This is a genomic window from Marinobacter sp., from assembly GCF_033722195.1.
Lineage (GTDB): Bacteria > Pseudomonadota > Gammaproteobacteria > Pseudomonadales > Oleiphilaceae > Marinobacter.
In genome coordinates, this window is record NZ_JAWVZL010000015.1 from 1 (window position 1) to 14,796 (window position 14,796).

General features: G+C 64.6%; 15 protein-coding genes. 6 read left to right on the forward strand and 9 right to left on the reverse strand.

Translation table 11 applies throughout. From position 1 onward, the window contains the following. Positions 1-436 (forward strand): host attachment protein (locus R3280_RS04575; protein WP_318997400.1); only part of this gene is annotated, 436 nt, incomplete at its 5' end. Positions 437-513: 77 nt separating this feature from the next. On the opposite strand, the gene R3280_RS04580 is transcribed toward R3280_RS04575, so the two are convergent. Continuing rightward, positions 514-1,308, reverse strand: a complete 795-nt coding sequence (locus tag R3280_RS04580; protein ID WP_318997401.1) for a hypothetical protein — start codon at positions 1,306-1,308, stop codon at positions 514-516. 156 nt (positions 1,309-1,464) lie between these two features. Between R3280_RS04580 and R3280_RS04585 the strand changes: the two genes are divergently transcribed. Continuing rightward, the gene (locus R3280_RS04585) at positions 1,465-3,144 is read left to right on the forward strand and encodes an AMP-binding protein (protein ID WP_318997402.1); all 1,680 of its coding nucleotides are present in this window, start codon (positions 1,465-1,467) and stop codon (positions 3,142-3,144) included. Positions 3,145-3,197: 53 nt separating this feature from the next. Here the strand turns inward: R3280_RS04585 and R3280_RS04590 are convergent, their stop codons facing one another. The 4 genes from R3280_RS04590 to R3280_RS04605 form a co-directional block, all read right to left on the reverse strand. Continuing rightward, complete coding sequence (locus tag R3280_RS04590) at positions 3,198-3,542, reverse strand: YdbL family protein (protein WP_318997403.1); 345 nt, start codon at positions 3,540-3,542, stop codon at positions 3,198-3,200. 29 nt (positions 3,543-3,571) lie between these two features. Further along, positions 3,572-3,742 (reverse strand): YnbE family lipoprotein, encoded by a 171-nt coding sequence (locus tag R3280_RS04595; protein WP_318997448.1) that lies wholly within the window; start codon positions 3,740-3,742, stop codon positions 3,572-3,574. Between the two features lie 108 nt (positions 3,743-3,850). Continuing rightward, positions 3,851-6,445 (reverse strand): YdbH domain-containing protein, encoded by a 2,595-nt coding sequence (locus R3280_RS04600; RefSeq protein ID WP_318997404.1) that lies wholly within the window; start codon positions 6,443-6,445, stop codon positions 3,851-3,853. Between the two features lie 88 nt (positions 6,446-6,533). Further along, positions 6,534-8,054 (reverse strand): BCCT family transporter, encoded by a 1,521-nt coding sequence (locus tag R3280_RS04605; protein ID WP_318997405.1) that lies wholly within the window; start codon positions 8,052-8,054, stop codon positions 6,534-6,536. A 233-nt stretch (positions 8,055-8,287) separates the two neighbouring features. Here R3280_RS04605 and R3280_RS04610 point away from each other — a divergent pair, with 233 nt between their 5' ends. From R3280_RS04610 to R3280_RS04620, 3 genes are all read left to right on the forward strand, one after another. Further along, positions 8,288-8,614: a rhodanese-like domain-containing protein gene (locus R3280_RS04610; protein ID WP_318997406.1), complete on the forward strand. Its 327-nt coding sequence runs from the start codon at positions 8,288-8,290 to the stop codon at positions 8,612-8,614. 90 nt (positions 8,615-8,704) lie between these two features. After that, positions 8,705-9,259: a hypothetical protein gene (locus tag R3280_RS04615; protein ID WP_318997407.1), complete on the forward strand. Its 555-nt coding sequence runs from the start codon at positions 8,705-8,707 to the stop codon at positions 9,257-9,259. Between the two features lie 76 nt (positions 9,260-9,335). After that, on the forward strand, positions 9,336-10,205 hold the full coding sequence (locus tag R3280_RS04620) for a hypothetical protein (RefSeq protein ID WP_318997408.1): 870 nt from the start codon (positions 9,336-9,338) through the stop codon (positions 10,203-10,205). Between the two features lie 10 nt (positions 10,206-10,215). On the opposite strand, the gene R3280_RS04625 is transcribed toward R3280_RS04620, so the two are convergent. Then, positions 10,216-11,163 (reverse strand): NAD(P)-dependent alcohol dehydrogenase, encoded by a 948-nt coding sequence (locus tag R3280_RS04625; protein WP_318997409.1) that lies wholly within the window; start codon positions 11,161-11,163, stop codon positions 10,216-10,218. 114 nt (positions 11,164-11,277) lie between these two features. Further along, positions 11,278-11,727 carry a DUF695 domain-containing protein gene (locus tag R3280_RS04630; RefSeq protein WP_318997410.1) on the reverse strand — a complete coding sequence of 150 codons (450 nt, stop codon included), beginning with the start codon at positions 11,725-11,727 and terminating at the stop codon, positions 11,278-11,280. A 145-nt stretch (positions 11,728-11,872) separates the two neighbouring features. On the opposite strand from R3280_RS04630, the gene R3280_RS04635 reads away from it, so the two are divergent. Continuing rightward, positions 11,873-12,211 carry a hypothetical protein gene (locus R3280_RS04635; protein ID WP_318997411.1) on the forward strand — a complete coding sequence of 113 codons (339 nt, stop codon included), beginning with the start codon at positions 11,873-11,875 and terminating at the stop codon, positions 12,209-12,211. Here R3280_RS04635 and R3280_RS04640 read toward each other — a convergent pair. Together R3280_RS04640 and R3280_RS04645 are read right to left on the reverse strand one after the other, a co-directional pair. Further along, entirely contained in the window at positions 12,182-12,853 is a 672-nt protein-coding gene (locus R3280_RS04640) for a class I SAM-dependent methyltransferase (protein ID WP_318997412.1), read from the reverse strand. The genes R3280_RS04635 and R3280_RS04640 overlap by 30 nt on opposite strands. Positions 12,854-12,955: 102 nt before the next feature. After that, positions 12,956-14,599, reverse strand: a complete 1,644-nt coding sequence (locus tag R3280_RS04645; RefSeq protein WP_318997413.1) for an alpha/beta fold hydrolase — start codon at positions 14,597-14,599, stop codon at positions 12,956-12,958. Positions 14,600-14,796 lie beyond the last annotated feature (197 nt).

The window sequence follows — 14,796 nt, forward strand, 5'->3', positions numbered from 1 at the left end:
CAATGTCCGGGTTGTCGTGGCCGATGCCAGCAAGGCCCGTTATTTCCGGGTGGACAGCCCTACCGGTGAACTCATCGAACTGGCGGAGGATGTCAATCCGGAAGGCCGGATGTACTCTCGCGAGCTGGTCAGCGACAGCCGCGGCGAGCAGACCTCTCATGCCAAGGACAGCCGCAGCGTGGTGGATGAAGCCAGTGATCCCAAGGAAGTGGAGATCCAGCGCTTTGCCCGCAGCATCACCGACAAACTGGACAAGGAACGCGCCGAGGGCTCGCTGGAAAAACTCTACGTGGTGGCGCCGCCGAAATTTCTCGGTGAGCTCCGTCACCAGATGAAACCGGCACTCAAGTCGGTTGTGGTGGAGGAAATCAACAAGGACCTGGCCAGCATGGATGCCCGGGAACTTCGCAAGCAGCTCCCCGAGCGGCTCAAGTAGCCACTCCGGAACCCGGTCCGGCGGCATGCCGGGGCGGTGGCTGCCGGCAGAACATCAGCGGGACAGGATCAGTGACCCTACTCCCGGTAGGTGTCCACCCGTTTCAGCCAGCCCGGCAGCCAGCGCTCACGCTCGATGGCCTGGCTGGCGTTTTCGGCCCGCCGGGTCAGAACCTCGGCAGCGGCCTGCCGGAACCGTTGCAGCGCCGTGCCGCTGTCCTGCTCAGCCATGGTTTCCAGAACCTGTTTCAGACCCCAGCCCTGGCCCTGATAGCGCTCGCCCTCCGCCAGACCCTCGCCCTTGAAGTTGACGTAGTCGATCAGCGCGTAGACCCCACCCGGCGTGCTCGCCAGTTCGGCAAGATCCGCCTCGATCGCCGCTCGCTGCCCATCTTCTGTGGCCGACACGACCCGGTCCAGGGCCCGTCTTGCCCGCTGGAACATGAATTCCGCCTGCAGTCCCTGGCTATCCGCCAGGAACCGGCGCAGGGACTCAGCCCGCTCGCCGTCCTGCTCCGCCAGAAACGTATTTCGGTCCGGCCAGGGGGCATCCAGCGGCTCCAGCTGGCTCAACCAGCCCGGTAGCGGCTGCCCCCGGGCGGACAGGAACCGCACAAGATCTGGAAAACTCTCCGTGAAACGGCCGGCCACGCCGGCGGGGTACCAGATGAAATGCCCGATCCCCAGCGAGGGAAAAGCCTCCCCCTGGTTCCAGTGCACCAGGCAGGTACGCTTGCCGGCGCACTCGTTCTGGAAGATCCGGTTGCCGACCCAGACCAGTTGGCGGTCACTGAGAGCAAGGGTTGCCGGGCCAGCCGGAGCCGGGCTTGCGGCCCCGGTCTGCAGCCCCGCGCTCAGGGTCAGGGCGGCCAAAAAAAGCGCCCTGGCCCATTGCCGGCCGGGCCCGGAAAAGCGGGGGAAAATCATGGAAAAGGGCTCCAAATGCTGGCTATACTGGCAAAGATGGCTCTGAAATATCGCGAGTGAACGGGGTTATCCCCGACCATAACAACAAAGAGATCATTATCCATGTCGATTGCCAAAGAAAAGCAGACGTCCGTCCATTGCCTCTACTACTGGGCGGAAAAAACACCGGACCGTCCCTACCTGACCCAACCCTTTCCCGATGGCCATGTTGAAGAGCTGACCTGGCGCCAGGCCGCCGATGAGGTGGCCCGTATGGCGGCCCACCTGATGGCCATGGACCTGCCCAAGGCCAGCAACATTGCCATCCTGGGCCGGAACAGCGCCCACTGGATCCTGTCGGACCTGGCGATCTGGTCCGCCGGCCATGTCTCGGTGCCGCTCTATCCCACACTCAACGGCGAGACCGCCGCCTACGTGCTGGAGCACAGTGAGGCCAAGCTGCTGTTCCTGGGCAAGATGGATGGCACCGCCGATGGCTGGAACGATATCAAGGGCCATCTGCCCGGCGACCTGCCCATCATCTCACTGCCCATGTCACCGCGCCAGGACACCCCGCAGTGGAAGGAAATCACCGGCCGCACCGAGCCCGCAAAACCGGTACTGCCGGACCCGGACAGCCTGGCCACCATCGTCTACACCTCAGGCAGCACCGGCAAACCCAAGGGCGTGATGCACAGTTTCCGCACCATGATCTCGGTGGCCGACGGTCTCCAGCAGCTGTTCCCGGTCAGTCAGGACGAGCGCATGCTGTCCTACCTGCCGCTGGCCCATGTGGCAGAGCGTGCCGCGGTGGAAACCCAGTCGCTCTACTACGGCTTCCACCTCTACTTTGCCAACTCCCTGGACACCTTCCAGGAAGACCTGCAGCGGGCCCGGCCGACCCTGTTCTTCTCGGTGCCGAGGCTGTGGATGAAATTCTATCTGGCCATCAACGACAAGCTGCCGCCCAAGAAACAGAAGATCCTGTTCAACATCCCGGTGCTCAACCGACTGGTGAAGAAGAAGGTACTGAAGCAGCTGGGCCTGGACCATACCCGTGCCGCCCTGACCGGGGCCGCGCCGCTGGCGCCCGAGATCATCGCCTGGTACCGCAACCTGGGCCTGGAGCTGCTGGAGGTCTACGGCATGTCGGAGAACTTCGGCTATTCCCACTGCAACCGCCCGGGCCAGGCCAAGGTGGGCACCGTCGGGGTACCCAACCCGGGTGTCGAGCAGCGCATCGGTGAGGGTGGTGAGGTGCTGGTGAAGAGTCCCGGCCAGATGCTGGGCTACTTCAAGAACGAGGAAAAAACCCGGGAGGACGTGACCGAGGACGGCTTCCTGCGCACCGGCGATATGGGTGAAATCGACAAGGATGGTTTCATGCGAATCACCGGCCGGGTCAAGGATCTGTTCAAGACCTCCAAGGGCAAGTATGTGGTGCCGGTTCCCATCGAGAGCCGCTTCAACCATCCCAAGGTGGAAGTGGTCTGTGTGGCCGGCTCCAACCAGAGCCAGCCCTGCGCCCTGCTGCTGCTTTCCGACGAAGCCCGTGCCGACATCGAGCGCGGTGGTGACCGGGCGAAGCTGGAGCGGGAACTGGCGGAGGAGCTGGATTCGGTCAATGCCGAAAGCGAGGCCCACGAAAAGCTCGCCTTCGCGGTGGTGGTCAAGGACCCCTGGACCATGGAAAACGGCATGCTGACCCCCACGATGAAGATCAAGCGCAACGTGATCGAGCAGCACTACGCCGGCAAGATGGACGACTGGTACAAACGGTCCGGCAAGGTGATCTGGGAGTAACCCTCAGCCAACCCGGCCAATCGCCGGCACCCGGACCCGGGTGCCGGCCTCCTTCACTTCTTCACCCAATTACCGTCAATCTCCACATACTGGCCCTGGGGTGTTTTCTCCACCGCCTTCTTACCCGCCACGGATTCCACCTTGGTCACGGCGATGTCGTGCTTCTCGGCGATGCGGACGTATTCCTGGCGCCGGGCCTGGTTGATGGTCTCGACGATCTCTTTGGCGTTATCGCCCTGTCTCACCACGCCAAGGTAGCCGGTGGGCTTCTCTCCCACCAGACCCTCTCGCTTGACATCGTCCAGCTGTGCCTTGGCTTCTTCCAGGGTCATGGCCATGGCCGGCAGGCTGACCAGAATCATCAGCAACAGTGCGGTCATTCTTGCCAGTGCGTTCATTTGCCACTCCTTCACCGGTCGGATTGTCATCAGAACAGGCCCTTCTCGCTGAACATCTCCTCCACATCCCGGTCCACCTTGACGTAGATCTCGTGCTGGATCTTGACGTTCAGGTTGACCGTAATGGGCTCTTTCGGCGCCGCCATCTGCACGGTGGGCGTGCAGGCCGCCATCAGCAGCGCCAGCAACGGCACCGCCATCACTCGGCCCCGGTGCACGGGATCCCTGGTTTGATTAGATGCCATAAGGCAGACTCCTCCTGGTGGGCGCCGAGGGGCGCCGGCCATCCTGATTCATGGGTCGGGGCCTCAGTTGTTGGGAATGCCGCCCTGCTGGCGTACCAGTTCCCGGACCCGCTCGGTCACCGCCTCGTTGACCCGCCCGCTGAGCTGCAGACTGGTCAGCAGCGCCGGCAGGTTCTCCTGCAAGTCGATGTTCAGCACGATGGGGTAACCATCCCGGACCTCGGGATTGCGACCCTCCAGCCGCAAGCCAAGATTCAGCGACCCATCCTGATCATAGTCTACCGTGCTGTTGAGTACGGAATAGTGGAAGTTTTTTAACGCCTGGGCAATCAGCTCCATGGCCTGGCCACCCTGACCGCCCTGGCCGATGCCGGGTATCCGCTCCGCCGGCAGCTTCAGCACACCGCCGGGCGCCAGCGCCGTCACCCGGCCCTGCTCCACCCGTATGCCCTCGCCGGTGATCAGCACCGGAACCCGGCCGCTCAGGGTCCCGGTTCCCGACAGACCCTCGGCCGGATACAGCTCCATCAGCCGGGACAGTTCCAGGCGCTCCAGCTCCAGCGGAACCCGCAATGGCATGGCGGACAGTGACCATTGCCCCGACGGTACCCGCAGCTGGCCACCGAGAAACTCCGCCACCGCCCGCTCCAGAACCAGCTGCCCCGTTGCGGGCTGATCGGCAGGGCCACTCAGGGTGCCCGCCAGGTCCAGCGGCCCCACCGGCACACCGGGATTGATTTCCCTCGCTGTCAGATCATCACTGCCGATACTGAAACGGCCGGCCTCCAGGTGGCCGTTGAGCTTGCCGGCCAGACCGGTGAAGGCGGTTCGATCCCAGGTGCCCGCCAGACCCTCCAGCTGGAGGTGACCGGAAACCACCTGAGGCCGGCCCGGCCCCTGCTGCAGGCTGGCTTCCGCCACTACCTGACCGGCCTCCAGGGCCAGGGTGTCGGGCCAGTCTGTCAGCAGGCCGGACAACTGCCGTGATGCCGCCGTTGCCGCCGCGCTGGTGCGGGCGTCCAGGACCAGGCTGTCGCCGAAGACGTAGCTGAGGGCAAGATCCGCCGCCAGACCACTGGCGGCCGACAGCCTCAGGGTACTGGCCAGCCGCTCCAGATCCAGCGCCAGCCGCCCTTGCCCCTGCCAGGCCTGGATCTTCAGGACCGGGTGGCGGACCTGGTCAAGTTGCAGGGTGACCGGACCCTTGAGGCTGGCCTGCCCCAGGTGACCGGCCCCGGTATCGTAGCTGGCGGTGAGTTCCTGGCCGGCCAGCGCCAGGATGGTGCGCCCGGCGGCCAGGGCGGAGGCGTGATCAGCTGTTCTCACGCCGCCGAATGTCAGGCGGGAGGACGCCCCCAGCCGCAACGCCAGCTGGCCCTCGTCAATACGGCCGCGGAACCGCAGGTCGACCGCCGGCTGCGCCAGCGTCACGTCCCCCAGAACCAGTTGCGAACGGCTGGCCTGCAACCGGCTGGCGGCCAGCTCCAGCTGCCACGGCGGCTCCGTCGCCAGTGCCAGCTCTGATACCAGGGTGACAGGCGTGGGGCCACCTGTGGTCAGACTCAGTTGCAGCGGCAGGGTCCCGGCCGGTGGTTCATCGCTCTCCCGCGAGTGGAGGGTCATGGCGATCCGCTCCGGACGGATCAGCTCCGGCAGCCGGTTGACCCAGTCCGCCGGCTGATCCAGGGTCAGGTCAGCATCCAGGCTTTGCGCCGCCCACTGGCCTTCGCTGGCCGTCAGATGGGCTGCCAGGTCCCCCTTTACGGCGGCCACGCCGGGCACCGGCCAGGGCTGCGGCAGGCGGAACCGCAACTGCAGGTCGCCGGTCTCGGGCCGGAGCAGTTCCCCCGGGCTTGCCGCCGCCAGTTGCCACTGGGCCGAGAGACTGGCTTCGGTGTTGGTCGGCGGCAGGGCCAGGTCCGGCAGCGGCTGCCATTGTGCCAGCCACTGCAGCACCCAGTCCGCTGTGGGCAGGGCCGGCATATCCGCCACACCGGACCAGTCCACGCCCTGACCGCCCTCCTGCCCCCGGTAGGTGCTGGTGAGATGGAGATAGGGCTCGCCATCGAGTCGGAGACTGGCCTCCAGATCCATCTGTTGCGGCACTTGGCCGGCCACCTTTGCCACAAGCGCCAGGCGGTGGCCGTCGCGGTTGAGGGTCAGGTCCAGATTCGCCGGCAGCAGCGCCTCGGCACGCTCCAGACGGACCGAGCCCGCCAGTTGGCAGTGATCGGTGGCACAGGGTAGCCGGAGCCGGAAATCGTCGATGACCACTTGCCTGGGCAGCCAGAACGGGGCCTTACCGGGCAGCTGCGGCGGCGCGCCGGCGGGCTCCGATGCGGTGGCCGCCGGGTCCAGCGCCATTTCCAGCCGCTCCACCCGCACCGCCATCAATTGCGGCAGCGGCCAGCGCCAGTCCCAGCTCAGCCTGATGTTGCCAAGCTGCGCCGTCCGGGTGCTGTCGCCTTGCTGCTGGTGAACCTCCAGGCGTTCGACGGATAGACCGCCCAGGCCTGCATCCAGACCCTGCCAGTCAAACCGCTCGATGTCGTGGCCAGTCAGCCAGGCGCGCCAGGCCTGATGGCCGGCGAAACCGGCAAGCGCCAGCAGCAGGACCAGACCCAGAAGACACAGAACAATGATCCGTCGAGCCGTCATGCCCTTTCCCGTCTGTTACCCCTGCGGGGTTTAAATCGGTGGCCTATCCTCGCCTGTTCCCGTTGTTTCGACAACGCCGGCGTCGCCGTCAGCGTGAGCCCTCCTCGTCCCGGGCCAGGGCCCGGAACAGCCCCCAGACGGCCACCAGCAGGAACACCGCCATCGGCAGGCCGGTGGTCAGGGAGGCGGTCTGCAAGGCCTGCAGGCCGCCGGCATACAGCAGCACCGCCGCCACTACGCCCTCGGTGATGGCCCAGAACAGCCGCTGAGCCTTCGGTGGGTGGCGGTGGCCGCCGGAACTGATCATGTCGTTGACCAGCGAGCCGGAGTCCGAGGAAGTGACAAAGAAGATCACCGTCAGCACCGTGGCCAGCGCCCAGGTCAGGGGCGCCAGGGGCAGGCGTTCGAGAATCAGGTAGAGGGACAGGGCGTGATTTTCCTGCACCTGCTCGGCGACACCGCCGCCACCAAACAGTTCGGTATGGATGCCGGTTCCGCCCAGCACCGAGAACCACAGAGCCCCGCCCAGGCTGGGCACCAGCAGCGCGGTAAAGACGAACTCCCGGATGGTGCGGCCCTTGGAAATCCGCGCCACGAACACCCCCACGAATGGAGCCCAGGCGATCCACCAGCTCCAGTAGAACAGGGTCCAGCTGGCCTGCCAGCCGCCGTCCACCGTCGGATCGGTCTGCAGACTGGTGAGGGGCAGTTTCTGCAGGTAATACCCCAGCCCCTCCAGGAACACCTCCAGCACGAAGACCGTGGGACCAAAGGCCAGTACGAAGAAGAACATGAAGACCAGCAGCCCGATGTTGAACTGGCTGAGGAAACGGATACCCCGGTGCAGGCCGGTGACCACCGAGATGGTGGCCACAAGCGTAATGCCGGCAATCAGCAGCAACTGGGGCCCCACTCCCTGGGGCAGGCCCAGTAGCTTGGCCAGGCCGGCATTGATCTGCATGGCCCCCAGACCCAGCGAGGTGGCAACACCAAACAGGGTGCCCAGCACCGCCAGGGTATCGACGGCATGACCGATACCGCCATGGATCCGCTCTCCCAGCAGCGGGTACAGGAGCGAGCGGGGTGCCAGCGGCAGGCCGCGGCGAAAATGGAAATAGGCCAGGGGCAAGGCAATGGCGCAATAGATGGCCCAGGGATGCAGACCCCAGTGGAAGAAGGTATACCGCATCGCCTCCTTGATGGCCCCGGGCTGGCCACCTTCTCCTTCCGGCGGATTGATGAAATGTTCCATGGGCTCGGCGGCACCAAAGAACACGATGCCGATGCCCATGCCGGCACTCAGCAGCATGGCGAACCAGGTCAGGTTACCGAACTCGGGGCGGGTGTCGTCGCCCCCCAGCCGGACCCTGCCGAAGCGGCCACAGGCCAGGGCAACCACTGCCACCAGCAGCACAGTGGCGGCCAGGATGTAGAACCAGCCCAGCTGCTGGACGATGCCGGACTGCAACGCCTGGAATACCTGCGCGGCCGTATTGGTAAAGATCGCGGAAAACGCGACGAAGAAGATCGCCAGGGTACCGGCCGGCAGGAATACCCAGGGCTCCATGCGCGCGGTGAGACGCTGGAAAACGGACTTGGGGCTTTGCATACCTTCAGCCTAGAAGATGCCGGCGGCCGGCACAATCGGCCGTCGCGGGTCAGCCGGCAGATGCCCCGGGCGATGACCACCCTCGCTCCTTGCCGGCTGCGGTTGAAATCCGCAAACAAGGAACACAAATCGTCGTATGGCCCGGCTTAGCAGCGCAGTTTCGCGTTGGGCGACGGCTGGGAGATGCCGGCGCTCCGGGTTTGCCATCGATTCGCCAAGCACAGGAGGCCGCCATGAAATCGATCACCCGTGATGACCTGAAAACCATGAACGAAACCGAGCACGAGGATTTCGTCCTGATCAACGTGCTGCCGCGTGAGAAATTCAACGAGAAGCATATTCGGACTTCCATCAATATTCCCGTAGATGACGATGATTTCGTTGATAAAGTGGAATCCATAGCGGGATCCAAACAGCGCAAGATCGTGGTGTACTGCGCCAACTTCGAGTGCGACGCTTCCCCCAAGGCCGCCAAAAAACTCGAGGATGCGGGATTCACCCAGGTCTACGACTACGAGGGCGGCACCAAGGACTGGTTCGAGCAGAAACGGGCCGCCTGACCCATGGAATGCCGGCGCCGGGTTTACCCGACACCCCACGCCGATGACCGGGAGCCGGCCCGCCGACTCGGGCCACGAGTGGTTCTCGGCTTGCTGGTTGTTGGCCTGGTGGCAGGGCTTGCCGGCTGCGCCAACCGGGTAACGGTGCCGGATCAGCCGCCCTCGGCTACCCGCGCCTTCCTGGTCAACCATGGTCGCCACGCCAGCCTGGTGCTGCCGGCACAGGACGAGGGCTGGCTGCGCTACAGCCACGGCGAGTGGCGCTGGTACGCCCTCAATGAAAAAGGCGTCTGGCGGGCTCTTCAGGCCATCCTCTGGCCGACCCGGGCCGCCATTGGCCGTGGCCGGCTGGCAGGGCCTCCGCAGGACAATCGCCCGGTGCCCGGCATTCCGGAGGGCTATGTCGAGGCCACAGGTTTTGCCGTGCCCGCCAGTCGGGTGGCGGCACTGCGCCGCCGGCTGGACGGATACTTCGAAACCGCTGACACCCGCAAGTTCCAGCCCCTGTATCAGCTGGAGTTTGTGCCCTACCCCAAGGACTACTGGTTCATGCACCAGTCCAACGAAGTGATGGCCAACTGGCTGCGGGCGCTGGGCCTGGAAGTCACCGGCCCCACCCTGTTTTCGGAGTGGCAATTCCGCTGACTGGTGTACCATGCAAAGGCACGAGACCCAGAGCCCAAACAGCCCGTGGCTGATACCCAAAGACAGGACTGAGTGAATGATCAAGCCCGCCGTTACCCTGGCCCTTGTTGTGGCCGCCCTGCTGCTGACCGGCTGCAGCCGCCCGGAAACCCCACAGTCCGTCACCGAGAGCTTCTGGCAGGCGGTGATTGCCGGCGATGCCGAGCAGGCCGCCGAACTTTCCACCCTGGTTAACGAAGGCGCCTACGATGCCTTCGAGCGGGACTGGCAGGCCGCCACCGTCACCTATGGCCGGGTGGTGATCGAGGGCGACACCGCCAGTGTCGATATCGTGGTTCAGGGCCTGCCCCAGGCCCCCGCCGATGGGCTGGAGGCCACCACCCACCTGGTCCAGGTGAATCAGCAGTGGCAGGTGGATTATTACCGCACCGGCGACAGCCTCAGCTCCGGCACCGGCTTGCAGCGTTTCATGGGCAGGCTGGAGGCGCTGAGCAAGGATTTGAGCCAGCGTTTCGAGCAGCAGTCAGACCAGGCGGCCCAGGATATGGAAGCCATGGCCCGGGAGCTTGAGCGCCTGGCCCAGACCGCCAATGAGCGCCTTGAGATCCTGATGGACGAGTACAGTCAGCTGCTGGAAGAGACCCTGGAGGATCTGTCCCGCTCGATGGAGGAGGCCCTGAAACAACACCCGGATGCCTCGGCGGAAGACAAGCGCACCCTCAATCAGGCGGTGCTTGAGCTGGAGCAGCAGCGTGACCAACTCCGGGACGCCGACCTCCAGGCCGTCGCCGAAGGCAGCCAGGTACTGGCGCAGACCGGACAGGCGCTGGACGGCCTGGGCCAGGAATTCAGTGCTGAGCGACAGCAGTGGCAGCAGACACTCAGCCGGTGGCACCAGCGCAGCAGCGAACTCCTGGCACAGCTCCAGGGCGATCGCCAGCCCTGAGGCTGCCGGCTCAGAACTCGATGCAGACCTTGCCGGTGGTGTGTTTGGTCTCCACGTGCCGATGGGCCTCGGCGGCGGCGGTCACCGGGAAGGTTTTCTCCACGTGGGGCACCAGATTGCCCTCCTCGATCCAGCCAGCCAGCACCACCAGATCCTCGTGTCGTGACCTCACCTCCACCAATCGGCTGCGGTTGCTGATGCCGGCACGGGCCAGGCCCTCGCCGAGGAACGTGGCCAGCTTGGGCACGGTACTGATGTAGATGCCCCTGCGGCCGAGCTGGCGGGTAAAGGCGGGGCGGGAAAGCTTACCGAAGACATCGAACACCACATCGAAGGCCAGCGACACCTTGTGGGCCGGCTGCTCCCTGTAACTGTAAACCGCATCTGCACCCAGAGACTCCACAAAACCGACGTTGTCGGGACCGCAGACGCCATGGACCTCCGCCCCCAGGGCCTTGGCGATCTGCACCGCAAAGTGCCCCACGCCGCCGCTGGCACCGTTGATCAGCACCCGTTCTCCCGGTTGCAGGTCGGCGCAATCCCGCAAGGCCTGGAGCGCGGTCTGCGCCGCCAGGGGAACAGCCGCGGCGGCGCTGAAGGATAGCCCCTGGGGCATTCGGGCTAGCTCACTGTGGTGGAACCGGCAGACCTCGGCGTGAACGCCACCGGCGAAATGGTTGGTCATGCCAAAGACCCGGTCCCCCACCCGGTAGCCGGAGACGTCCTTCGCCACGGCAATCACTTCACCGGCAGCGTCCAGCCCCGAGATCCGGGGCAGAGGGTCCCGGGCCAGGGTGCGGCTGAACATACCCTTGCGCAGCAGCACGTCCTTGGGGTTGACGCTGCCGGCCCGGGTCCGGACCAGGACACAGCCGGGCGCCACCTCCGGCTGCTGCCAATGGCCGCTCCACTCAAGGCAGTCGGCAGATCCGAATTCCCGGTACACAAGTGCTTTCATGGTGTCATCCTGTTGCTGGCGGTGGCAGCAGTTTAGCGCCTGGCCGGCGAAATGGCAGGAGGTTGGTCGCAAAAGTGGCGACTCGGAGGGGCCGGCAGGAGCGGCGGATCGACGTCAGTGGCTCTGTTCGAAGGCGGCCAGCAGTTCCCGGAAGTCCTGCCAGTCCTCGTCCTCAAAGAAGTGCAGGTCGATGGGAAACCGGGAACGGCCCGACATCACCTGATTGAAGCGGAACAGGAACTCGTCCCGATTGCGCAGGTAGTACACCAGTTCCTTGAGGTGGTTGCCGGTCCGGCTGTAGACGTGGCGAAGGGCGTTGGGAGTGGCCACCTCTTCCTCGATCAGGTCCTCCAGTTCGAACATGCGGAGGTTGTCCTCAGCGCTGGGCATGCCCTCGTTCCCGGAACCGTCGTAGGGCCAGGAAATGACCACCAGCCAGGGTAGGCACAATCGCTCGTAGGGCCCCGGGAGCGGTTGCTCGAGACGATAGAATACCGGCAGGCCATCCTCGTAGGCCCGGCCGGTCAAACCCGGATCTGCCAGATCCCTCTGGGGACTGATCACGTATCTCACTCCCATGGCCGAGAGGTCTTGAGTGCTGAAATCTGAACCCTCATTCACCATGCTAGTGGTTATTGCTCCACGTTTAAACAGATATGAAGAATAATGCTTATAAGGCCTTTTCCCGTTCTTGCACTGAGGGCAAGGCATGTCAGCCCTGAAGACGCCGGATGGGCGCTACATCGTGGTTCGGGGGCGGCTTTGGCGGGCTGCCAACCCACACCTGCCCGAGGCCGAGCGCCAGCAACTGACGCGGGAGCTGATGTCGGCACGGCGGGCGGTCAGGGATGCCAAGTCCGATGACGACCCCGGCGCCCTGGAGCAGGCCCGCAAACGGGTTCACGAGGCCAAGGTGGCCCTGGGGGAACGCGGCGAGGTCTGGTGGCAGGATGGCGCGCCGGACTATAACCGGCACCTGGTCAGGAACACACCCTATGCAGACTGGTTCCGGGAGGTATCAAAGCCCGAGGGTGAAGATGACCGATAGCGGCGGTTCGCCGGCGGCGCGACGGGGTTCCGCCAGCTCAAGGCAGGTATAGCCAAAGCGGTCGAACAGGGCCTGCCAGCCTGCCAGGGTCCGGAAGTACCAGGGCGGCGGATCGACAAAGCCGCCGTCAAAGCCGGCCCAGGAGCCCTCCCGCCAGCCGTCCTGATAGGGCTGGTCGCCGCAGGCGGTGACCGGGTGCAGGGTCTGTACCAACACATGCCCGCCCGGGCGCAGCAGTCCCCTCACCTGTCGGAACACCGCCTCCACGGACTCTTTGCCGATCAGCGAGAAATTGCAGACCGCCAGGTCGCAGACCGGCAGCGCCGCCGCCTCCAGCTCGCCGTAGGCACAGACCAGGAAATCGCCGCCCCCGAGCGCGCGGGCCTGGGCCACCAGTTCCGCGATGGCATCAACGCCGGTGACCCGGACACCCTCGGCAGCCAGCGCCCTCGCCAGCCAACCCTCGCCACAGCCGATGTCCAGCAGGGAGGCGGGGTTTTTCGCCAGAATGGCGGAGACAATGGCCTGATCGGTTACCGTCCGGCGGCTGGCAATACTGCCTTCACGCACCGCCTGCGCCCAGGGCACGGCGTTGCGTTGCCAGGAGGCCAGTACCTGTCGGTCAAGTTGTTGCTCGGTCATCGGGCGCTCCGCGCTGCCGCTTGCTGTCACCTCGCTTTTTATACCATGGTTCGGCCGCAGCTCCGAGATCAACCCGGAACCGCCAGAAATGCCGCCTGCAGGCTACGGCAGCCTGGATTCGATCAGGTTGCCGGCAACCACCGGTAGCTGTACATCCCCCGAGACATTGACGAAAGGTACCAGCGCGTCCCGGGACCAGCTGGCCGGATACTGCGGGTGAAAGCCATAAACCAGCAGGGCCAACTGGTCGCCTGCTGCCAGCTGTTCGGCAACACCCACCAGTTCCACGGCAGCCGCCTGTTTCAGGCCACGGAGCGGTTTGATCTGATCGTCAATCAGGGTCCAGGCGCTGTCATCTTCAGACCGTTTACCCAGGCCAATAAAAATAATCGGATCACAACCCGGGCTGCCCTCCGGCAGGCCATCCGGGCAGGCGGTCCGACCCAGCAGATCGGCTACGGTGAGTTCGGCGCTGCCAATGCCGGCCAGAACGGCACCGTCCGCTCCCGCCTGGCCAAGGACCAGTGCGGTGGGCGTCACTGCTGCGGTGGCAACGGCCTCGTAACCAACGGCTACCGGTGTCGCTGTCGACACAGTCCTGTTCACCGTGAACGGACCCGCCAGCAATCCGCCAGCCTGAGCTGGCGCCGGGAATTGGTCGTAGGCGATCTTGACTGCGTCGCCGCTGTCCGTACTCATACAGGCAGCGGTATCAGAACCGTCGAAATAACCTGGCAAAGCTTCGTCCGCCAGTTTGTGGCGCAGAAAGTCCAGTGTCGCCTGTGAAATGGAAACCTCGCCGCAAGCGAAGGTCCCGGCGGGTCCCTGGAAGCCCGGAATTTCCAGCAGCCCGGCCGTCGGATCCAGATAGGTGGCCGGCTGGGCCTCATCCGGTGCCTCCAGCGGAAGAATATGACCGCTTTGATGGGTCATAAGCCGGACATCACCACCCAAAGCCTTCAGACACTCGAAATTGCGCCAGGCCTCATTGAAATTGAAGAGGGTATCCTTCATGCCCTGTGTCAGCAGTACATCCACAGGTGCGTAGGCCACCGGCGGTACATCGTAGGCCGGCGGATCGATCTGGGCGGCCACCAGTCCAGACAGAGCCGGCGGCTCGATTTCAGTGCCGCTGCAGCGATAGGCCGGGCTGTGGTAATAGAAGAAATCCAGTCCCTCCTGCGGGAAGCGGTTGGTGGCCGCGCCCTGAGCCAGGATTTCGCGGATTATGGGGTCAAGCCCGCTGTTCCCGTTGCCCACTGAACCGGTTTCGCCACCGGCGACCAGCAGCAGATCCCAGCCAGTCTTGATCACGTTCCCGGGGTTGAGGCTATAACGCAGGTCATGCCAGGTGATGTCCGGAACCATGGCGTCCATGCGTTGACGCGGATCCTGGCCATGCAGCAGTAACTGGAAGCCGCCACCATAACTGCCGCCTATGGCGCCCACCACGAGATTGGGATTGAGCTCTGACGGCAGGTCCGGCTCTTCGCGCACCCGCAGATAGTCCAGGTTCGCCTCTGCCCAGTCCAAAATCTGGATCAGGTCCCGCCCCTCGAACTCCGGGTCCATGACCCGTACCGTACCAGTACTCTCGCCAAAGCCGCGCTGGTCTATGGAAATGACCGTAAAACCGGCTTGCCGATAGGCATCGAACCCCTCAAGGCTGCGGGAGCCGCCAAAACCGTGACCATGAAGCACCAGCGGATGGCCATTGGCGCAATCGATACCACCGATCGGTTCCAAGACCTGAAAGGCAATGGTCTCTGCGCTGGCAGACTCCAGGTAAACCGGATAACTGCGGCCTCCAGTCAGATTCTGATCATCGTTACAGGAGATCGCTGGTGGAGTTACAGCCTCCGGAGACCGGGCGGGCTGTGGAGTCTGGCCATCGCCGCACTGTGCCCCGGGATTATCGAAAGAACCGTCAGGACGTCGTTCAC